Origin of the sequence: Mycobacterium saskatchewanense, assembly GCF_010729105.1 — a bacterium.
Classification (GTDB): Bacteria; Actinomycetota; Actinomycetes; order Mycobacteriales; family Mycobacteriaceae; genus Mycobacterium; species Mycobacterium saskatchewanense.
On the sequence record NZ_AP022573.1, the window covers coordinates 3837950 to 3856051 of the forward strand.

At 67.4% G+C, this 18102-nt stretch carries 22 protein-coding genes; 9 read left to right on the plus strand and 13 right to left on the minus strand.

Annotated elements, in window-relative coordinates:
• The first annotated feature begins 62 nt into the window (after positions 1 to 62).
• On the plus strand, positions 63 to 758 hold the full coding sequence (locus G6N56_RS18065) for a YoaK family protein (protein WP_085254323.1): 696 nt from the start codon (positions 63 to 65) through the stop codon (positions 756 to 758).
• Between the two features lie 60 nt (positions 759 to 818).
• Here the strand turns inward: G6N56_RS18065 and ag85C are convergent, their stop codons facing one another.
• From ag85C to G6N56_RS28460, 6 genes are all read right to left on the minus strand, one after another.
• Entirely contained in the window at positions 819 to 1820 is a 1002-nt protein-coding gene (ag85C, locus tag G6N56_RS18070; RefSeq protein WP_085254432.1) for a diacylglycerol acyltransferase/mycolyltransferase Ag85C, read from the minus strand.
• 163 nt (positions 1821 to 1983) lie between these two features.
• Entirely contained in the window at positions 1984 to 2730 is a 747-nt protein-coding gene (locus G6N56_RS18075; protein ID WP_232069357.1) for an ABC transporter permease, read from the minus strand.
• 70 nt (positions 2731 to 2800) lie between these two features.
• Positions 2801 to 3628, minus strand: a complete 828-nt coding sequence (locus G6N56_RS18080; RefSeq protein WP_085254324.1) for an ATP-binding cassette domain-containing protein — start codon at positions 3626 to 3628, stop codon at positions 2801 to 2803.
• Positions 3625 to 4077 carry a MarR family winged helix-turn-helix transcriptional regulator gene (locus G6N56_RS18085; RefSeq protein WP_180150359.1) on the minus strand — a complete coding sequence of 151 codons (453 nt, stop codon included), beginning with the start codon at positions 4075 to 4077 and terminating at the stop codon, positions 3625 to 3627. The genes G6N56_RS18080 and G6N56_RS18085 overlap by 4 nt, the downstream gene beginning before the upstream one ends.
• Positions 4078 to 4143: 66 nt before the next feature.
• Positions 4144 to 4641, minus strand: a complete 498-nt coding sequence (locus tag G6N56_RS18090; RefSeq protein ID WP_085254434.1) for a metallophosphoesterase family protein — start codon at positions 4639 to 4641, stop codon at positions 4144 to 4146.
• 39 nt (positions 4642 to 4680) lie between these two features.
• Positions 4681 to 4854 carry a hypothetical protein gene (locus tag G6N56_RS28460; RefSeq protein WP_169717514.1) on the minus strand — a complete coding sequence of 58 codons (174 nt, stop codon included), beginning with the start codon at positions 4852 to 4854 and terminating at the stop codon, positions 4681 to 4683.
• 121 nt (positions 4855 to 4975) lie between these two features.
• Between G6N56_RS28460 and G6N56_RS18095 the strand changes: the two genes are divergently transcribed.
• Entirely contained in the window at positions 4976 to 5431 is a 456-nt protein-coding gene (locus G6N56_RS18095) for a MaoC family dehydratase (RefSeq protein ID WP_085254326.1), read from the plus strand.
• Positions 5432 to 5509: 78 nt separating this feature from the next.
• On the opposite strand, the gene G6N56_RS18100 is transcribed toward G6N56_RS18095, so the two are convergent.
• Both G6N56_RS18100 and G6N56_RS18105 read right to left on the minus strand, forming a co-directional pair.
• On the minus strand, positions 5510 to 6805 hold the full coding sequence (locus G6N56_RS18100) for an acyl-CoA dehydrogenase family protein (RefSeq protein ID WP_085254435.1): 1296 nt from the start codon (positions 6803 to 6805) through the stop codon (positions 5510 to 5512).
• A 94-nt stretch (positions 6806 to 6899) separates the two neighbouring features.
• The gene (locus G6N56_RS18105; protein WP_085254327.1) at positions 6900 to 7601 is read right to left on the minus strand and encodes a GAF and ANTAR domain-containing protein; all 702 of its coding nucleotides are present in this window, start codon (positions 7599 to 7601) and stop codon (positions 6900 to 6902) included.
• Positions 7602 to 7734: 133 nt separating this feature from the next.
• Here G6N56_RS18105 and G6N56_RS18110 point away from each other — a divergent pair, with 133 nt between their 5' ends.
• Positions 7735 to 8631 carry a manganese catalase family protein gene (locus G6N56_RS18110; RefSeq protein WP_085254328.1) on the plus strand — a complete coding sequence of 299 codons (897 nt, stop codon included), beginning with the start codon at positions 7735 to 7737 and terminating at the stop codon, positions 8629 to 8631.
• A gap of 49 nt (positions 8632 to 8680) precedes the next feature.
• Here G6N56_RS18110 and G6N56_RS18115 read toward each other — a convergent pair whose 3' ends face one another.
• Together G6N56_RS18115 and G6N56_RS18120 are read right to left on the minus strand one after the other, a co-directional pair.
• Positions 8681 to 9259, minus strand: coding sequence for a hemerythrin domain-containing protein (locus tag G6N56_RS18115; protein ID WP_085254329.1), 579 nt, complete (start codon positions 9257 to 9259; stop codon positions 8681 to 8683).
• 112 nt (positions 9260 to 9371) lie between these two features.
• Positions 9372 to 10463, minus strand: coding sequence for a F420-dependent hydroxymycolic acid dehydrogenase (locus tag G6N56_RS18120; protein ID WP_085254330.1), 1092 nt, complete (start codon positions 10461 to 10463; stop codon positions 9372 to 9374).
• A 52-nt stretch (positions 10464 to 10515) separates the two neighbouring features.
• On the opposite strand from G6N56_RS18120, the gene G6N56_RS18125 reads away from it, so the two are divergent.
• Both G6N56_RS18125 and G6N56_RS18130 read left to right on the plus strand, forming a co-directional pair.
• A complete protein-coding gene (locus G6N56_RS18125; protein WP_085254331.1) occupies positions 10516 to 11121 on the plus strand; it encodes a GNAT family N-acetyltransferase in 606 nt (201 codons plus the stop codon).
• 46 nt (positions 11122 to 11167) lie between these two features.
• A complete protein-coding gene (locus G6N56_RS18130; protein WP_085254332.1) occupies positions 11168 to 11533 on the plus strand; it encodes a hypothetical protein in 366 nt (121 codons plus the stop codon).
• A 75-nt stretch (positions 11534 to 11608) separates the two neighbouring features.
• On the opposite strand, the gene G6N56_RS18135 is transcribed toward G6N56_RS18130, so the two are convergent.
• On the minus strand, positions 11609 to 12283 hold the full coding sequence (locus tag G6N56_RS18135) for a TetR family transcriptional regulator (RefSeq protein ID WP_085254333.1): 675 nt from the start codon (positions 12281 to 12283) through the stop codon (positions 11609 to 11611).
• Positions 12284 to 12353: 70 nt separating this feature from the next.
• On the opposite strand from G6N56_RS18135, the gene G6N56_RS18140 reads away from it, so the two are divergent.
• The 3 genes from G6N56_RS18140 to G6N56_RS18150 are packed head-to-tail and all read left to right on the plus strand — an operon-like array spanning position 12354 to position 15110.
• The gene (locus G6N56_RS18140; protein ID WP_085254334.1) at positions 12354 to 13424 is read left to right on the plus strand and encodes a ferredoxin reductase; all 1071 of its coding nucleotides are present in this window, start codon (positions 12354 to 12356) and stop codon (positions 13422 to 13424) included.
• Positions 13425 to 13455: 31 nt separating this feature from the next.
• On the plus strand, positions 13456 to 14559 hold the full coding sequence (locus G6N56_RS18145) for a fatty acid desaturase family protein (RefSeq protein WP_085254335.1): 1104 nt from the start codon (positions 13456 to 13458) through the stop codon (positions 14557 to 14559).
• A gap of 35 nt (positions 14560 to 14594) precedes the next feature.
• Positions 14595 to 15110, plus strand: a complete 516-nt coding sequence (locus tag G6N56_RS18150; RefSeq protein ID WP_085254336.1) for an SRPBCC family protein — start codon at positions 14595 to 14597, stop codon at positions 15108 to 15110.
• 38 nt (positions 15111 to 15148) lie between these two features.
• Here the strand turns inward: G6N56_RS18150 and G6N56_RS18155 are convergent, their stop codons facing one another.
• Positions 15149 to 16261: a DUF1214 domain-containing protein gene (locus tag G6N56_RS18155; protein ID WP_085254337.1), complete on the minus strand. Its 1113-nt coding sequence runs from the start codon at positions 16259 to 16261 to the stop codon at positions 15149 to 15151.
• Entirely contained in the window at positions 16258 to 16833 is a 576-nt protein-coding gene (locus tag G6N56_RS18160) for a TetR/AcrR family transcriptional regulator (protein WP_085254437.1), read from the minus strand. The genes G6N56_RS18155 and G6N56_RS18160 overlap by 4 nt, the downstream gene beginning before the upstream one ends.
• A gap of 99 nt (positions 16834 to 16932) precedes the next feature.
• Here G6N56_RS18160 and G6N56_RS18165 point away from each other — a divergent pair, with 99 nt between their 5' ends.
• On the plus strand, positions 16933 to 18099 hold the full coding sequence (locus G6N56_RS18165; RefSeq protein ID WP_232069358.1) for a sulfotransferase family protein: 1167 nt from the start codon (positions 16933 to 16935) through the stop codon (positions 18097 to 18099).
• The last annotated feature ends 3 nt before the right edge of the window (positions 18100 to 18102 follow it).

Here is an 18102-nt window from a genome sequence, read left to right on the forward strand (position 1 = left end):
ACGACATAGGAATTTCCTACGCGCGGCCTGCGATCTGGATGGGCGTCTGAAACCATGGTCGTGTGGCGGGAGAGGTTTTCAACAGCGAGTCGCGGTTGTCGTGGGTGTTGGCGGGGCTGGCCGGTGTGCTGGGTGCCACTGCATTCACCCACTCCGCGGGGTACTTCGTCACGTTCATGACCGGAAACGCCCAGCGGGCCGCGCTGGGCTTCTTTCGGGGTGACAGGGTGCTGTCCATCACGGCGGCCCTGTTGATCGTGTGCTTCGTGGCCGGCGTGGTGGTCGCGTCGGTGTGCCGACGGCACTTCTGGGTGGCACATCCGCACGGGCCCACCGTGCTTACCACCTTCAGCCTGCTGGCCGCCACCGTGGTGGACGTCATCGACGAGGGCTGGGAGGAGAACTTCGTCGACTTCGCGCCGATCTTGTTGGTGGCCTTCGCTATTGGCGCCCTCAACACGTCATTCGTCAAGGACGGCGAGGTGTCGGTGCCGCTGAGTTATGTGACCGGCACGCTGGTCAAGATGGGCCAGGGCATCGAACGCCACATCGCCGGGGGGCGGGCGGCGGACTGGCTCGGGTACTTCCTGTTGTTCGCGAGTTTCGTTGCGGGGGCGACGCTCGGCGGTTGCATCAGCCTGGTGATCAACGGGACCGGGATGCTGGTGGCCGCTACGGTGCTGTGCGCGTTGACAACCGGCTACACGTACTTCCACCAGGATCGCCGCGCGCTGCTGCGCGGCCAGGCCGAAAAATAGGCATCGGCAGCAGCGCTGACCGGTGCGCTGCTGCCGATGCCGGCTTGTGCGTGCTCGCGCCTAGGCGGCGTTGTTGCTGCCGAGGAGCACCTGCTGGATGTCGGGTTTCATCGCCACCAGCTGCTGGTTCCAGTAGGGCCACGAGTGCGTCCCGTTGGGCGGGAAATTGAACACGCCGTTGCGTCCACCGGCGGCCGCATAGGTGTTCTGGAACTGCTCGTTGGTCCGCAGCGTCATCCCCTCCAGGAACTTCGCCGGCATGTTGTCGCCGCCGAGGTCGCTGGGTGTCCCGTTTCCGCAGTAGACCCAGACGCGCGTGTTGTTCTGCACCAGGCGGGGTATCTGCACCATGGGGTCGTTCCGCTTCCACGCCGGGTCGGACGACGGGCCCCACATGGCGTTGGCGTTGTAGCCGCCGGAGTCGTTCATCGCCAGGCCGATCAGGGTCGGCCACCAGCCGTCGGACGGGTTGAGGAAGCCCGACAGCGAGGCGGCGTAGGGGAACTGCTGGGGGTAGTACGCCGCCAGGATCAGCGCCGAGCCGCCCGACATCGACAGGCCCACCGCGGCGTTGCCGGCGGCCGAGATGTTCTTGTTCGCCTGTAGGTACGCGGGCATTTCCTGGGTCAGAAAGGTTTCCCACTTGTAGGTGTAGTTCTGCCCGTTCCCCGACGACGGCTGGTACCAGTTGCTGTAGAAGCTGGACTGGCCGCCCACCGGCATGATCACCGACAGCCCGGACTGGTAGAACTCCTCGAACGCCGGGGTGTTGATGTCCCAGCCGTTGTAGTCGTCCTGCGCCCGGAGGCCGTCGAGCAGGTAGACCCCGTGCTGCCCCCCACCCTGGAACTCGACTTTGATGTTGCGGCCCATCGACGGTGACGGCACCTCCAGGTATTCGACCGGCAGCCCCGGCTTCGAGAATGCCCCCGCGGTAGCCGAGCCGCCGACGATGCCGACGAGACCGGACAACAGGGCGACCCCCGTCGCCGCGATGGCCAGCCGGCGCGGCATGGTTGCCGCCCCGCCGTGCAGCTTTCGCAACTCTTTGAAGAACGACATCGCTTCCCTACCCATCCATCATCTGCCGCATGGTGCGGTCGAATCTCTTCGGAGGCAGTGAAACACAGTGGCGGCGCGCGCCTCGACTGTCGCGGCCGGAGTGCGATGTCGCGGTTGCCTAACGATTGGGCCTCGGCCCGGGGTCGGTCGGCGCCGAGCGTCCCTACGACACGAGGCGGCGCAACAGCGTTGACGCCGTGCCGATTCCGAGCACGGCGGCCACCACGAGTACCACGATGTCCAGCGGGTTGAAGGGAGCGCCGATCAGCAGGCCGCGCAGGGCGTTGACCTCGTAGCTGAGCGGGTTGACAGTGCTCAACACGCGCAGCCAGGCGGGCATCGCGTTGACTGGGTAGAGGGCATTGGAGGCGAAGAACAGCGGCATCGTGATCGCCTGCCCGATTCCCATCAGCCGGTCGCGGCTGCGCACCAGCCCGGCCAGCGTCATCGACAGGCACGCGAAGAACGCGGCGCTGAGCATGACGATGCCCATGGCGGCCAACACCCGCAACGGGTTGACGGTGAGTCCGACGCCCATGACGTAGGCCAGGACCAGGACGCCGACGACCTGCGCGACCGACCGCACGCCGGCCGCGAACGCCTTGCCGGTGATCAGGGCGGATGCTGGCGCCGGTGTGACCATCAACTTGGCGAGCACGCCGGCGTCGCGATCCCAGATGATCTGGATGCCGTAGAAGATCGAGATGAACAGCGCCGACTGCGCGATGATGCCCGGGGCCAGGAACGCCAGGTACGACACGGAGCCGGTGTCGATGACGTGCAGGTGGCTGAACGTGGTGCCGAAGATCAACAACCACAACGCCGGCTGCACCATGCGGGTGACGAGTTCGGTTCGATCGTGCTGCAGCTTTTGCAGTTCGACGATGGCGAACGCCGCGACCCGGCTCATGGTGGCGCCGACGCGCCGCCACCCGCGCGGCGAGCGGACCAGGGTGCCCGGCAGGACGGGGAGGCTGGCATCAACCGACACGGCGGGCAACCTTTCTGGCGGAACGGATTTCGCGGATCCCGCCGGCGGATTCCGGTGACGGGTCGTCGTGCAGGCCGGACGCCGCGTAGTGGCGGAAGACATCCTCGAGCGTGGCGCGCGCCGAGACGGTCAACTTCAACTTGTCGGGCGTTCCCACGGCGCGCAGCCGGCCGCGGTGCATCAGCGCGACCCGATCGCACAGCGTGTCCGCCTCTTCCATGTAATGCGTGGTCAGCAGGACGGTCATGCCGTACTGCGACTGCATCTTCTGCACCTGCGTCCAGACACCGTCGCGCGCGATCGGGTCCAGGCCGACCGTCGGTTCGTCCAGGACCAGCAACGACGGGCGATTGACCAGCGCCTGAGCCACTTCCAGCCGGCGGACCATACCGCCCGAGTAGGTGGCGGCCATCCGGTCGGCCACCTCGAGCAATTCCAGGGCGGCCAGGGCCTCGTCGACGCGGTCGGCGCGGTGGGCTCGGGGGACTCCGTACAACCGGGCGAACCACTCCACGTTCTGGCGGCCCGTCAGCGCCGGCTCGATCGATAGCTGTTGCGGCACATAGCCGATGTTGCTTCGAATGTCCGTGGTCTCGCGCCGGGCGTCCATGCCGAAGATGCGCAATTCGCCGTGCTGCACCGGGGTGAGCGTGGTGAGCATCCGCACCATCGTCGTCTTCCCGGCGCCGTTAGGCCCGAGCAGGCCCATGGTCTCGCCGGGCCGAACCTGCAACGTCACGTCGTCGACGGCGGTGAATTGGTTGTAGCGGTGGGTGAGGTTCCTGGCGTCGACCGCCAGCGGCAGCGAACCGCTCATGACTGTCGCTCCTGCAGTTTGCGGGTCATTGTGTCGATGACCTCCAATCCTTTTGTCAACGATTCGATCTGCTCACCGTCGAGCTCGGAGAGCACCTCGGCCAGCAGGGCGCGCCGCGCGGCCCGAGACGCGTCGGCGACCTGCTGGGCGGGCTCGGCGAGGCGCAGCTGGCCGACCCTGCGGTCCGTGTCCGCAACCGTCCGGAGCAGCAGCCCGCCGGAGGACAGCTTCGACACCAGCGTCGAGGCGGTGTTGGGCTTCAGCCCGAGTTCGGCGGCCGCGGCGCTCACCGAGATGCCCGGCTGCCTGCCCACCAGCCACAGCAACTCCGCCTGTGCCTCGGTCAGCCGCGACGAGTCGAACGCGCGGCCGGCCGACCTGCGGAGCTGACGACGGAATCTGCCCACCACACGGAACACGTCGGTGACCAGGTCGGTGCGTGGCTTCACCCCACCAAGAATACCTCTGTAGGCGAGCTATTTATGGGTAGAAGCTGTGCGCAGCTTAGGTAGCAGCTACTTGTCGAGGCGGTGCAGAACCACGTCGCCCAGCGCCCCGCCGGCGACGTTCGCGGTCATGTACGTGCAGAAGGGCTGCCGGCGGCGATCCGTCGGCGATCCCGGGTTCAACAGCCGCAATCCGGTGCCGGTCGTGGTGTCCCAGGGGATGTGACTGTGCCCGAACACCAGGACGTCACAGTCGGCATACAGCCGCGACATTCGCGCTTCGCGGCCGCCCGCGGCGCCGGTCTCGTGCACCACCGTGAGGCGCACGCCGCCCAGCGTGACGTCCGCCCGCTCCGGAAGCCGCGTCCGCAGCGCCGGGCCGTCGTTGTTTCCCCAGCAGGCCACCAATCGGGATGCCCTCGCCTCGAGCTCGTCGAGCAATTCGGGCGCCACCCAGTCCCCGGCGTGGATCACCACGTCCGCGGCCGTGACTTCGTCCCACACCTGCTGTGGCAGGTTGCGGGCGCGCTTGGGGACGTGGGTGTCGGCGATCAACAACAGCCTCACAGCACCATTCTGCGCCGGCGTCATTCTGCGTTGGCGGAGTCAGCCTCGTTCGCTGCGCGCCTCGGCGCCCGATTCACCCGCGTCGAAAGTATCGTCCGAGCCGGCAGCGCCCACGTAGCTGCCGTCATTCTCGCCCTCGGCCGCGCGCGACCGCGTCTGGTGCGCCTCGGGCTCGACGTCTTCCTCGCTCTTGAAGCCCTTGTTCTCTCCCACGTTTCTTCCTCCCGCGTCAGCGTTGGATAAGGATTCCCGTTGAGGGGACCGCGAAACCCGCCCGCCCGCCGGGCTTCGATAGGGTGCAGGCTGCACCGCCACCTTCGATAGAGGACATCCCATGCGCACCTTCGACTCAGTAGCCGACCTGGCCGCCGTGGCCGGCGAGACCATCGGTGCGAGCGATTGGGTGACCATCACCCAGGACGACGTCAACATGTTCGCCGACGCGACCGGCGACCACCAGTGGATCCACGTGGACCCGGAGCGGGCGGCCAAGGGCCCGTTCGGCACGACCATCGCGCACGGGTTCATGACCCTGGCGCTGTTGCCGCGGCTGCAGCATCAGATCTACACCGTCAACGGGATCAAGCTCGCGATCAACTACGGGCTCAACAAGGTTCGCTTCCCCGCGCCGGTGCCGGTGGGCTCCCGGGTGCGCGCACAGACCGCGCTGGTCGGTGTCGAAGACCTCGGCAACGGCGCCGTCCAGGCGACGATGTCGACCACCGTCGAGATCGAGGGCTCGCCCAAGCCGGCGTGCGTGGCCGAAAGCATTGTCCGTTACGTCTCCTGACGCCGGCCGACCGTCGACTTGTTGCGGGCCAGAGGCGCTATTGGCGCACGAACTCGACGTTCGGCCAGCAGGCGCCCGTCAGAACTCGGCGATGGCGTGTTCCAGCCGCTCGGCCAATCGGGCCTGCGCTTGCGCGCGGCGGGTCGGAATGTGCGCGGACGGGAAAGGTGTTGTCACCGGCTGGTATTCACGTAGTGTGCGCCGGGCCACCGTCATCTTGTGCAGCTCGGTGGCGCCGTCGGCGATACCCAGCGACTCGGCGGCGACCATCATCTTGACGAACGGCATCTCGTCGGAGACGCCGAGCGCACCGTGCAGGTGCAGGGCGCGCTGGGCGACGTCGTGCAGCACCTGGGGCATGGCCACTTTCACGGCCGCGATGTCGCGGCGCACCTTCTGGTAGTCGTGGTGCTTGTCGATCAGCCAGGCGGTGCGCAGCACCAGGAGCCGGAACTGCTCGATCTGAATCCAGCTGTCGGCGATCTTTTCCTGCGTCATCTGGAAGTCGGCGAGCCGCCCGTGCCTCGTCTTGCGCGACACCGCGCGCTCACACATCATGTCAAACGCGCTGCGGGCCAATGCGATCGTGCGCATTGCGTGGTGGATCCGCCCACCGCCGAGCCGGGTCTGGGCGATCATGAACGCCTGGCCCTCACCGCCGAGCACGTGATCGGCCGGCACTCGGACGTCGTTGTAGCGCACATAGCCATGGCTGGCTCGCTTCGAGGACTCGGCGCCCACCCCGACGTTGCGGACGATCTCGATGCCGGGAGTCTCGGCCGGAACGATGAACAGCGACATCTTGTCGTAGGTACGGGCGTCGGGCTTGGTGACGGCCATGACGATGAAGAACGACGCGTGCTTGGCGTTGGTGGAAAACCACTTCTCGCCGTTGATGATCCAGTCGTCACCGTCGCGCGTCGCCGTGGTGACGAACTGTCCCGGGTCGGAGCCGCCCTGTGGCTCGGTCATTGAGTAGCACGAGGTGATCTCGCCGTCGAGCAGCGGCTGCAGGTAGCGGGCCTTCTGCTCTTCGGTACCGAACAACGCGAGAATTTCGGCGTTGCCCGAGTCGGGCGCCTGGCAGCCGAACACCGACGGAGCCCAGCGCGAGCGGCCGAGTATCTCGTTGAGCAGCGCCAGCTTGACCTGTCCAAACCCCTGGCCGCCGAGCTCGGGCCGCAGATGCGCCGCCCACAGGCCCTGGTCCTTTACCTGCTGCTGCAACGGCCGCAGGATGGTCATCATCTCGGCGTTCTTCTTGTCGTAGGGATCGAGGGAGACCAAATCGAGCGGTTCCAGCTCCTCGACCATGAATTTTTCGACCCAGTCCAGCTTCGCCTGGTACTCGGGGTCTGTTTCGAAGTCCCACACCGTGGTCAACCGTTCCCCAGCGCAACGCCGCACCGGATCGTCGATTAAAGCCACACCATCGTAGATTGCGGCGCGGCCGCGAAAGCGCAGGGAGCTAGGTGTCGTCGCCCCGGGTGTCGATAACGCTCTTGGCGATGTCGACCAGCTTCACCTGGCTCTCCTGGGAGAGCATGCGAAGCAGCTCGAACGCGCGGACGTCGTCGACTCCGAAGCGTTCCATGATGATGCCCTTGGCTTGACCGATCCGGTCCCGGGTCGAAACCGCCGACTGCAGCTGCTCCTCCTGGCGCGCGGACAGAATCGCCGCCGCGGCGTGCGCGGCGAAGACGGAGCCGATGACCTCGGCTTCGGCGTCCCACGCCCCGGCTTCGAAACTGAAGAGGTTCAGCGCGCCGGCGGTACGGTCCGCGGTGTACAGCTTGAACGACAAGCTGCCCAGCACGCCATGCTCGACGGCCGCCGGTGCGTAGCGCGGCCAGCGCGATTCACGGCGCAGGTCGTCGGTGCGCACAACGGTCTCCTGGAGGGCGGCTTCGGCGCACGGCCCTTCGCCGAAGTCGTGTTGCAGCTTGTCCAGTTTCGCCGCCAGGCTGTCGGTGTCGGCCACAGACTCGAACTCTCCACCCTTTTTCACCAAGAGCACCCCGGCGACGTCGGTGCGCGGTATCACCTCGACCGCGGCGGCGGTGACGTCGGCCAGCAGCTGATCGAGCGGTCGGGGCGAAGCGATCTCGCGCACCAGCTCGGCCATGCGCAGGGCAAGTTCGTGCTTGGCATTGGGGTCCGCAATGTCCATGAGATCGGATTCTCCACCATGTGCTTTCGGTTGGTGACGCGGCTACTCGTAGGCGCCCCGAGCAACGTTTGCCCGCATAGGCCGCGGGTACCCGCCATCGACCCGACCAATCCCGATCCTCAGGAAGGCGCCAATGTTCGTCCACAACAAAGACCTACAGTTCGAGGTCCGGGTCGAGCGACCGGATCCGCGGTTCGCGTCGCTGCTCATGGAGCAATTCGGCGGCGCCAACGGCGAGCTGACCGCCGCGTTGCAGTACTTCACCCAGGCCTTCGTGCTACGCCAGAAGAATCCCAAGATGTACGACCTGTTCATGGACATTGCCACCGAGGAGCTCAGCCACCTCGAAATGGTGGGGTCGATGATCACCATGCTGCTCGACGGGCTCAACGACAACTTGCACATCGCCAATCAGCGCTGTGACTGGATGCCGTTGGTGTCCAACGGGGATGGGCGGGACCAACTGATGCATTCGGTGGCGGTCAACCCGTTGTTCCTCGTCCTCAGCGGCGGTGGGCCGGACGTCAAGGATTCCGCGGGCAACAACTGGACGGGTGCCTTCATCGACGCCAACGGCGACCCGACCGTGGATCTGCGCAACAACATCGCGGCGGAGTCCCGGGCGAAGATCGTCTACGAGTACCTCAAGCAGTTCACCGACGACCCCGGCGTGCAGGACACGCTGACGTTCCTGATGACGCGGGAGGTGGCCCACTACCAACAGTTCACCGCCGCGCTCAACGAGCTTCCGGTGAACTTCCCGCCGGGGCAACTGCCCGGCGACGACCGCTTCCAGAACGTGGCGTTCAACATGTCCGACGGCGGGGGCGAGTCGATCCGCGGCCCGTGGAACCAGGGCCAGGGCCCGTGGCCCGAGGGCGTGGAATGGCGGTACGTCGAGAAGCCGGACAAGGAGTGGCTGGGCAGCGACGCCCGCAAGAACAAGGGCGCCGACCGGGTCCCGGACGGCTCGCCGGCCGTGCACGGGGAGAAGCCCTTCACCCACGAGCAGCACACGCCGACAAGCTGATTGGAGACAGAAAAGGCCGGGCGTCATCCGACGCCCGGCCTTTCGGTCCTCACTTGACCTGGGGATCGGGCGGGTTGTCGTCCGCGCGGCCGGTGAAGGCGTCACGCACGTGGTCCATGATCGCGGCGCCCATGCCCATCGTCTTCAGCACGGCCGGGTTGGGCGGGGTGTTCGGGTGCGGCCGGGTCGGCGCGACTTTCTTTGCCGCTTCCAGCTTTTCGCCGATCTTTTCCAGCTCCGCACGGCTCATCGCCGCCTCGACCTGCGGCCACACGACGTCCTGCTCGTACGAGATGTGTTCGCGCCCCAGCTTGACGAACTCCTGCAGCGCGTGGTGGTAGTCCGGCTCGCCGGGCTTGCCGTCTTCGAGCCGTTGCAGCACCTGCTTACCGGCCTGTTCCTGCTCGAGGGCCGCGTCGACGACTCCGTCGCCGATCGCGTCGCGCACCGCGGGCCAGAAGAACTGTTCCTCGATCGCTTCGTGCTGCGATTCGGAGATGACGAGGTTGTTCACCACGGTCTCGAGGCCGCTGGCCTCGGCGCCGGTTCCCGACGGTGCCCCGTCCAGCGTCTCGAGCAGACCGAGCACACTCTTGTGATCCTGGCGAAGAAATGTGATTGCGTCCATGCCGTGCCTTCCAGTTGGGCTTGTCACTCGAAGTCGCCTGCGGATACCCGGAGCCGGGTCTTTGAAACGGGAGGCGAAACGGGGGGACGCAGCGCCGCGCTCCCCGGCCGGACTAGTGCAGCTTCGGTATGACGTGGGCGCCGTAGAAGTTGATGGCGGCGACGGGATCACCCTGGGGAAAGTGCAGGAACGGGACGGCGCCGTTGCCGAGAACCCTTTGCACGGAACTGATGTGGGGGCCGGGATCGGTGCCGACCGTCCAGTTGCCGAGCACCTTGTCGACGGGATTCGCCTCGGCGGCGCGCTGGATCTCCACGGGGTTCGGTTGGTCGACGGCGCCCGCGGTGAAGCGCCACAGCGCGGCGGCGCGGGCGGCCTCGTTGTTGTCACCCACGACCGCGAACAGTTCGGCGCGCTTGCCCAGGGTCGCGGGGTCGCGGCCGGCGGCCTGTGCGCCGGCGGTGAACGCGGCGAGGAGCTTTGCGTCGGTCAGGTCCCGCGACTGGGTGATCCAACCGTCCCCGTATTGACCTGCCATCGTCGCGCTCTTCGGGCCGCTGGCCGCCACGAAGATCGGCGGAGCTGTGGCCGGAGTGTCGTAGAGTTTGAGCGCGTTCGTCTGGAAATATTTGCCATCAAACGATATTCGCGATCCACTCCATAATTGGCGAATCAGCGTGATGGCCTCGACCAGCCGGTCGTGGCGTTCGGTGTACTTGCCGAACAAGTTGGTGGTGGCCTGCTCATTGAGGCGTTCACCGGTGCCGACCCCGAGGAATACGCGGCCGGGCGAGAGGATCGCCAACGACGCGAATGCCTGCGCCACGGTGGCCGGGTGATACCGGTAGGTGGGGCAGGTCACCCCGGTGCCGAAGGTGATGCGGCTCGTGCTGTGGCCGACCAGTGCGAGCGTCAGCCAGGGGAACATCGAATGGCCCTCGTTGTCCTGCCACGGCTGGATGTGGTCGCTGGCCCACGCGTATTGGAAGCCGGCCTGCTCGGCGGCCTGGGCCTGCGCGACGAGCTGTTCGGTGCGGAACTGTTCGTGGGAGAGCACCACCCCGATGCCTTTGCCCGCCGGCGGTGGTGGGGCGGCCGGCGTGGCACCGCCCGGCTTTCCGCAGCTTGCGGCGACTCCCGCGGTTCCGAGCACGCCTGCGCCGGCGGCCACGCGCCCGAATGCTCGCCGTGAGATGCCGGTCATCGCATCAACGTACCCACAGTGCAAGCCACCACACCCCGCTAGCCTGACGAAGGTGAACCCGCAGGCGCGCCCGGCGCGCAAGTCCGACATCCGTGAGCTGTCTTCGACGATGAGCCGGGCCTTCTACGATGACCCGGTCATGGCATGGGTGCTTCCCGACGCGAAATCCCGCTCGGCGCATCTGAAACGGATGTTCGCGGCCATGACCCGCCACCACCACCTGGCCAGCGGGGGCGCGGAGGTGGCGTGCGACGGCCCGGGCATCGGTGCCGCGGCGCTGTGGGATCCGCCAAATCGGTGGCGGCATTCGGGCCGCGAGCAGCTGGCGATGATGCCGCAATTCCTGCGCGTGTTCGGCCTGCGCTCGGGCAAGGTGCGGGACATCCAGGAGCTCATGAAGCGGGAACATCCGGAGGAGCCGCATTGGTATCTGGCCGCCATCGGCAGTGATCCGGCGGTGCGTGGCAAGGGTTTCGGGCAGGCCCTGATGCGGTCACGGCTGGACCGCTGCGATGCCGAGTACTGCCCGGCCTACCTCGAATCGAGCAAGCCCGAGAACGTGCCGTATTACGAGCGGTTCGGTTTCACGGTCACCCAGGAGATCGCGCTGCCCCGCGGTGGCCCCACGCTGTGGGCGATGTGGCGAACGCCGCGGTGACCCGCCGAAGCGTTTAGGCCACCGACCCGGCGGGCAACCGCTTCCCATGAGCGAAAACCCCGAAGAGGGCGGACCGGGCGACACCCTGAACCCGAGCGAAGGCACCGACTCCGACGAACTTCGCAACGACGACGGCGACGTCGTCGTCGACCCGCCCGAGGGCTGGAGCGAAGCCAACCGATTCGGCGTGACGGCGCGCGAAGAGCGCGAGGGCGAGTCCCTGGACGCTCGGCTGGCCGAAGAAGTGCCCGACGTTTCCCCGGACACCGACGAGACCGTCGACTCGCTCGCGGACAATCAGCCCGGCCGCGCGCACCGGGGCCAGATCGACGGCGCACCCGAGGACGGCGAGTCGCTCTACGAGGTTGTCGATGAGAACGCCGCGCCCGACTTCACGCAAATTACGGAGTGACGCGGCCGCCAGTGTTCGACTGTTCACTGCGATGACGGATGGGCGGCGCGCTGTCAGGGCCGCCGACGGCCACGTCTAAGGGCTGCTGCGCCATCCGGCGATGCCGATGGCGATCATCCGCAACTGCTTGACGGCGACCCGGCGGATGTCTTCCAGGGCCTCGGCGCTCTGCGCGTCCTCGGTGGCCTCGGCGGTCACGATCATCGCGTTGACGAAGAGGCTCGCCAGGACGTTGAGGTCCTCGGTGCTCCACTCGTGCAGACCCGGGAAACGCGCCAGGTCGGTGGCGAGCTCGGAGGTGATCAGCCGGATCTCGGTGCGGATGGCGTAGCGCAGCACCGACAGGCCGCTGTTGCGCTCGCGGGCGATCAGCCGCCAGTGCTCGCGGCGGTCCGCGACGCTGGCGACCAGGATTTCGACCGAGGACTCGATCACCCGGTTCGGATCGAGCCTGCCGGCGCGCGCCTCGCGCAGCGTGTCGCGCAAGGAGCGAAACGACTCGTCGATCAGGACCAGTCCCAGGGCCTCCATCGACTCGAAGTGCCGGTAAAAGGCGGCTGGCACGATCCCCACTTCGCGAGTCACCTCGCGCAGGCTCAGGCTGCTGAAGCTGCGGTCCTGCAGCAGCTTGAGCGCCGCGGCGATGATCGCACGGCGCGTGGCCTCTTTGCGTTCCTCGCGGGAGGGGCTTTCGCGGGTGCGCTCGCGAACAGATGCGCGTGAACGTGAGCTAGGAGTACGGCTGTTCACTGTGTGAAGCCTACCACAAAGCCCCCTAAAACCCTTGACGACCGGCGGCATCACCCAGCACGGTATACACATGTTCACTCAAACTACGCGCGCTCTCCGGAAGCGAGTCCTGGGATCGGACCTGGTCGATCTCCTCACCGGGCCGCACGGCGTGGACCGCTACACCGAGCTGGTCGCGCCCACGTGGACGCTGGGCGAAGGCCGGGCCAAGGTGATCGACGTGCGGCGGACCACTCCGCGCAGCGTCACCCTGACGCTCGCTCCCAACGAGAGCTTCACCACCCGTTACGCCCTCAAGGCCGGCCAGTACGTCAACGTCTCGGTCGAAATCGACGGTCGCCGGTACACCCGGTGTTACTCGCCGGCCAACGCCGAGGGAAGCGCCTGCGTCGAGCTCACCATCGGTCGGCACGACGGAGGGCTCGTCTCGACCCACCTCTACGAGCACGCCCGTCGCGGCATGGTGCTCGGCCTGACCGGTGCGGGCGGCGACTTCACGCTGCCCCCGGTGCGGCCGCGCCGAATCCTTTTCGTCTCCGGCGGCAGTGGCATTACCCCGGTCATGTCGATGCTGCGCACCCTGGTCGCCGAGCGTCACCCGGGTGACATCGCGTTCGTCCACTACGCCCGCACCGCCGCCGAGGCGTGTTACCGCGACGAGTTGGACGCGATGCGCGGCGTTCGGGTGCTGCACGGCTACACCCGATCGGACGAGGGCGACCTCGCCGGCCGCTTCGGGCCCGAACACCTGGCCGCCGCCATGCCCGCGCCCGACATCGTCTTCGTCTGCGGGCCAACTCCTTTGGTCGAGGCGGTCCGGGAACACTGCGACAACGTCCACACCGAAAGCTTTGTGCCACCCTCGTTCGGGACTCCGGCGAGCCCCTCCGGAGGACGAATCACGTTCGCCGACAGCGGGATCGACGTCATCGACGACGGACGACCGGTGCTGGAGCAAGCCGAAGCGGCCGGCCTCACTCCCGAAAACGGATGCCGGATGGGCATCTGCCACACCTGCACCCGACGCAAGATCGCCGGCACGGTCCGCAACCTGACCACCGGCGCCGTCTCCACCTGCCCCGACGAGGACGTGCAGATCTGCGTGTCCGTCCCCGTCGGCGACGTCGATCTATCCCTCTAAGCGACAGCCGAATCCGCATAGGAGAAGCCCCATGTCTCAGAACAAGATAACCCTCACCCCCGAGCAGGCCGAGGCGTTCGGCCGCGAGCTGGACGCCATCAGGGAACGCGTGATGGCAGACCTCGGCAAGGAGGACGCGGACTACATCCGCCGCGTCATCAAGACCCAACGCGCGCTGGAGGCCGGCGGACGCGCCCTGCTTTTCCTGCCCCCCGCCTGGCTTGCCGGCACCGCGATGCTGGCCGTGTCGAAGATCCTGGACAACATGGAGATCGGTCACAACATCATGCACGGCCAGTACGACTGGATGCGCGACCCCGGCATCTCCGGGCGCGACTTCGAGTGGGACACCGCTTGCCCGGCCGACCAATGGCGCCACTCGCACAACTACATGCACCACACCCACACCAACATCGTGGGAATGGACCGCGACATCGGCTACGGCATCCTGCGGATGAGCGAAGACCAGCGCTGGAGCCCGTACTTCCTGGGTAACCCGGTCTACGCGTTCCTGCTCATGGTGCTGTTCCAGTACGGCGTCGCGCTGCACGAGCTGGAGACCGAGCGCATCCGCTCCGGCGAGATCAGGCTCGCCGACAAGCGCCAGACGCTGAAGGCGATCTGGAAGAAGACTTGTCGGCAGACCCTGAAGGACTATGTTGCCTTCCCGCTGCTCGCCGGACCGTTCGCGCCGTTCGTCTTTGCGGGCAACATGTCGGCCAACCTCGTGCGCAACGTGTGGGCCTACATGATCATCTTCTGCGGCCACTTCCCCGAGGGCACCCAGGAATTCACCATCGAAGAGACCAAGGACGAGTCCCGCGGCCAGTGGTACTTCCGCCAGGTGCTGGGCTCGGCGAACCTCACCGGCGGCAAGACCTTCCACCTGCTCTCGGGCAACCTGTCGCACCAGATCGAGCACCACCTGTTCCCGGACATGCCGGCCCGCCGCTATGCCGACATCGCGCCCGAGGTGCAGGAGATCTGCGAACGCTACGGGATCCCCTACAACCGCGGCCCGCTGCTGCGGCAGTTCGGCACCGTGGTCCGCAAGATCGTCAGGCTCACCCTTCCCGACTCGATGGTGCGCAAGGCGGCCGACGCGCCCGCCGAGAAGGTGCCCGTCGCGGCCTGAGCCCGGGCGGCCCCCCGGCGGGGGACAATGGTGGCGTGGAATGGACCGGCGCGCGCTATGCGGACAAACCGACGGTGGAAGCCTCGACATGGATCGACGCCGAGCCGGCCAAGGTATGGAGCCTGGTCTCCGACATCAAGCTCATGCCCACCCTGAGCAATGAGCTGCAGGCGGTGGAGTGGGCGGACGCCGCCGGCGCCCCCCGCGTCGGCGCTCGCTTCATCGGGCAGAACGAACACCAGGCATTCGGGCGATGGACCACCACGTCGCGAATCGTCGTGTGTGACAAGCCACGCGAATTCACCTGGGCGGTCGGCGATGCGGACAATCCCGCGGCGATCTGGCGGTTCCGGCTTGCCCCCAGGGACGGTGGCACGGCGTTGAGCTATTGGATGCAGATGGGTCCGGGGCGGTCGGGACTGTCGCTGGCGATCGATGCGATGCCCGACAAGGAGCAGAAGATCGTGTTCGTGCGGCTGCGCGAATTCGAGGGCGCGATCGGCAAGACCCTCGCGGCGATCAAGAGGCTGGCCGAGCGCGGGGTGCGCTGATGCGGACCGCGACCACCGTAGGGCCCTCGTTCGGCGGGCTAGGTGGTGGTAGTCGGAGCCTCGGCCGCCTTCACAAGCTTCACCTCCGGGCGCGCCGGCAGCCCCTCGGGCAGAAACCACCGGAACGCCAGGTTGCCGCCCGGATAGCCCAGCGTGGTAAGCGAATTCGGGTGGACCGTCATCCCGCGGGACAGCACGGTCGTCACTGAGCCGTCGCCATTGGGCACCGCGCCGTGGCCATTGATCGAGCAGCGAATGTCGGGACCCTCCGAGGCGCCGTAGGTCGCCATGAACTGGTTCCACACCACCAGGTTCCAGAACCGGCACCGCGGGGGCCTGTGCGTGATGACCAGGGCCTCGTCGTCGCCGAGCACGAAACTGCCGTAGGCGTAGCAGGCGTCGCGCGCCGACCAGCCGAAGTTGGCGTCAGGTACCTGATAGGGATCGGCGAATTGGTTTGCCGCATGCACGGTCTCGTGGCCCAGCGCGCGCTCGTCCTCGATCCGCGTCCCGACCGCCAGGGGCACGATGGCGAACATGGTGCGCAACCAGGTTTCGGCGGCCCGCAGCCGTGCGGCGGTCTCCGCGTCGCCGTGCCGGATGGGGCCGGGTGCGTCGAGCGCCTCGATGCGCCACGACACCGGGCGTCCGGTCAGCGGATCGGCCTGGTAGTCCCGCGTCATCAGCACCGCGGCGCCGGGCGTGGGCCCGATCTCGAAGGAGAAGTTGCCGTCGGCGTCGATGTCGAGGTCGGTGTCGCGGAGGATCGCGATCACCCGGTCCGACCACGCGCCCGGTGTCGGTTCGTTGTAGGCCGTGACCGAGAAGTAGACGCTGTCGCCGCGATTGCCGTTGATGCGGTAGCGCCCCGTCGGATCGACCGGGCAGATGAAGTAGTAGGCGTCGGTGTTGTCACCGCCCCACCGGCGGTCGCGGCGGAACGGGGTGTTGACCGCCACGAACTGGGGCCGGCCGGGCTCGGTGAACAGATACGTGTCGAAGGCGACGCCCAGCGTGGTGGCCAGCATGCGGTAACCGTCGGCGATGTGCCGGTCGTCGGTGACGGCGCGGTCGCCCTCGAGGAACGAGTGATCAAGCGCACCAAGTGTTTCCAGCAGGTTGCGCCACGCGGCCGTCGACTCGTGGGTCATGCGCGAATGCCTTTCAGGAGCAGTTCGGTGGTGCGGTCGACCCACGCCTCGTCGAGACCGGTGGGGCGGGTCAGCAGGCCCAGCAGGGTGATGCCGGCGATTGCCTCGGCCAGTTCGGCGCCGGTCAGATCGGTGCGAACCTGGCGGGCGGCGGCGGCGTTCGTGAGCCAGTCGGCGAGGCCCCCGGCGATGACGTCGGCGAACCGTTCCAACAGCGCGGAGTGCAGGGTGGGATCTGCCGCCAGCTCGCCGACCAGCCCGGGCAGCGCGGCCCGGGCGGCGGGGGACGTCAGCAGGGCCATCGTGCGGCGCACCATCTCGCGCAGGTCGCCGGCGGGTGATCCCGTGTCGGGAATGGCGGTGGCGGCGCCGGTTGGGAACACCGCCTCGTGCACCAGGTGGGCCTTGCTCGGCCACCGCCGATAAATCGCCGGCTTGCTGGTCCCGGCGCGTTCGGCGATGGCCGCGACCGACAGCCCGGAATAGCCGCTTTCGCCGAGCAGCTCCACCGTCGCGCGCAGCACCGCACCCTCGATGCGGGGGTCGCGGGGTCGGCCAAAATCCACTGCCATTACGAAACTCAGAGTAACATAAGTCCTGTGAAACGAGTCCGGCTCGACGACCTGGCCGCGCCGCGGTTCAGCCCCGAGGCCCAGCAGATCCTCGATGTGATGGCCACGATGGCGCCGGACTGCCCGCTGGACGCCGACGCGCTACACGCGCGGGCCCGCGCCGACACCGGCCTGGATGATTTCGGGCCGGACGATTACCGGCAGCGGCTCGACGTCTACCTCGCCGCGCTCCGGGAGATCGACGGGTTGCACGCGGCGGGCGTGGTCAACTTTTACGGGCAGCTGCTGCAGCTGCTCAAGAATCGGCTGCTGCTGGCCGACCTGTTGACCCGGCATCCCGAGATCGACGACATTGCGCTGCAACCCCCCGTGGTGATCGCCGGGCTGCCGCGCACCGGCACCACCCACCTGCACAACCTGCTGGCGGGGCCGTCCACGTTCCGCACCATGCCGTACTGGGAGAGCGTCGAGCCGTTCCCCTTGCCGGCCGAGGCCGGAGTCGAGCCGGACCCGCGGCGGTCGCGGATGGACGTCGCGGTGGCGGTGATCAACACCGTGATGCCCCATTTCGCGCTCATGCACGAGATGACCACCGACCACGTCCACGAGGAGATCCAACTGCTCGCCAACGACATCTCGACGATGTTCTTCGAGACGCTCGGCGACGTGCCGCGCTGGCGCGAGTACTACCAGGCCCACGACCAGACGCCGCACTACGAGTACCTCGCCAGACAACTCCGGGCGATGCAGTTCCTGCGTGGGGGCCGCCGCTGGCTGCTCAAGTCGCCCCAGCACCTCGAGCAGGTGCCCGTGCTGGATCGGGTCTTTCCGGGCAGCATTGTCGTGTTCACCCACCGTGATCCCGTCCCGGTGGCGTTGTCGATGATCGCGATGATCACCTACTCCGCCCGGATGCACCGCTCACCCGTGCCCGTCGAGCAGATCGCGGCCTCCTGGGCCGACCGCCTCGCGGACATGCTCGCCGCGCTCGTGCGCGACCGCGACACGATAGGGCCCGAGCGCTCGATCGACATCCGATTCGACGACTTCATGGCCGACGAAGTCGGTGTGGCCGAGCGGGTCTACGCCCTGGCCGGGGAAGCGCTCACCAACGAAGCCCGCAGGGCGATCGACGAGTATCTGGCGGGGCACCGCCGCGGGCGGCACGGCAACGTCGAAACGTCGTGCGAGATGTTCGGCTTGACCGAGGACGATCTGCGCGGCCGCTTCGCGCCCTATGTCGAACGGTTTCTGACCGGGCGCTAGGTT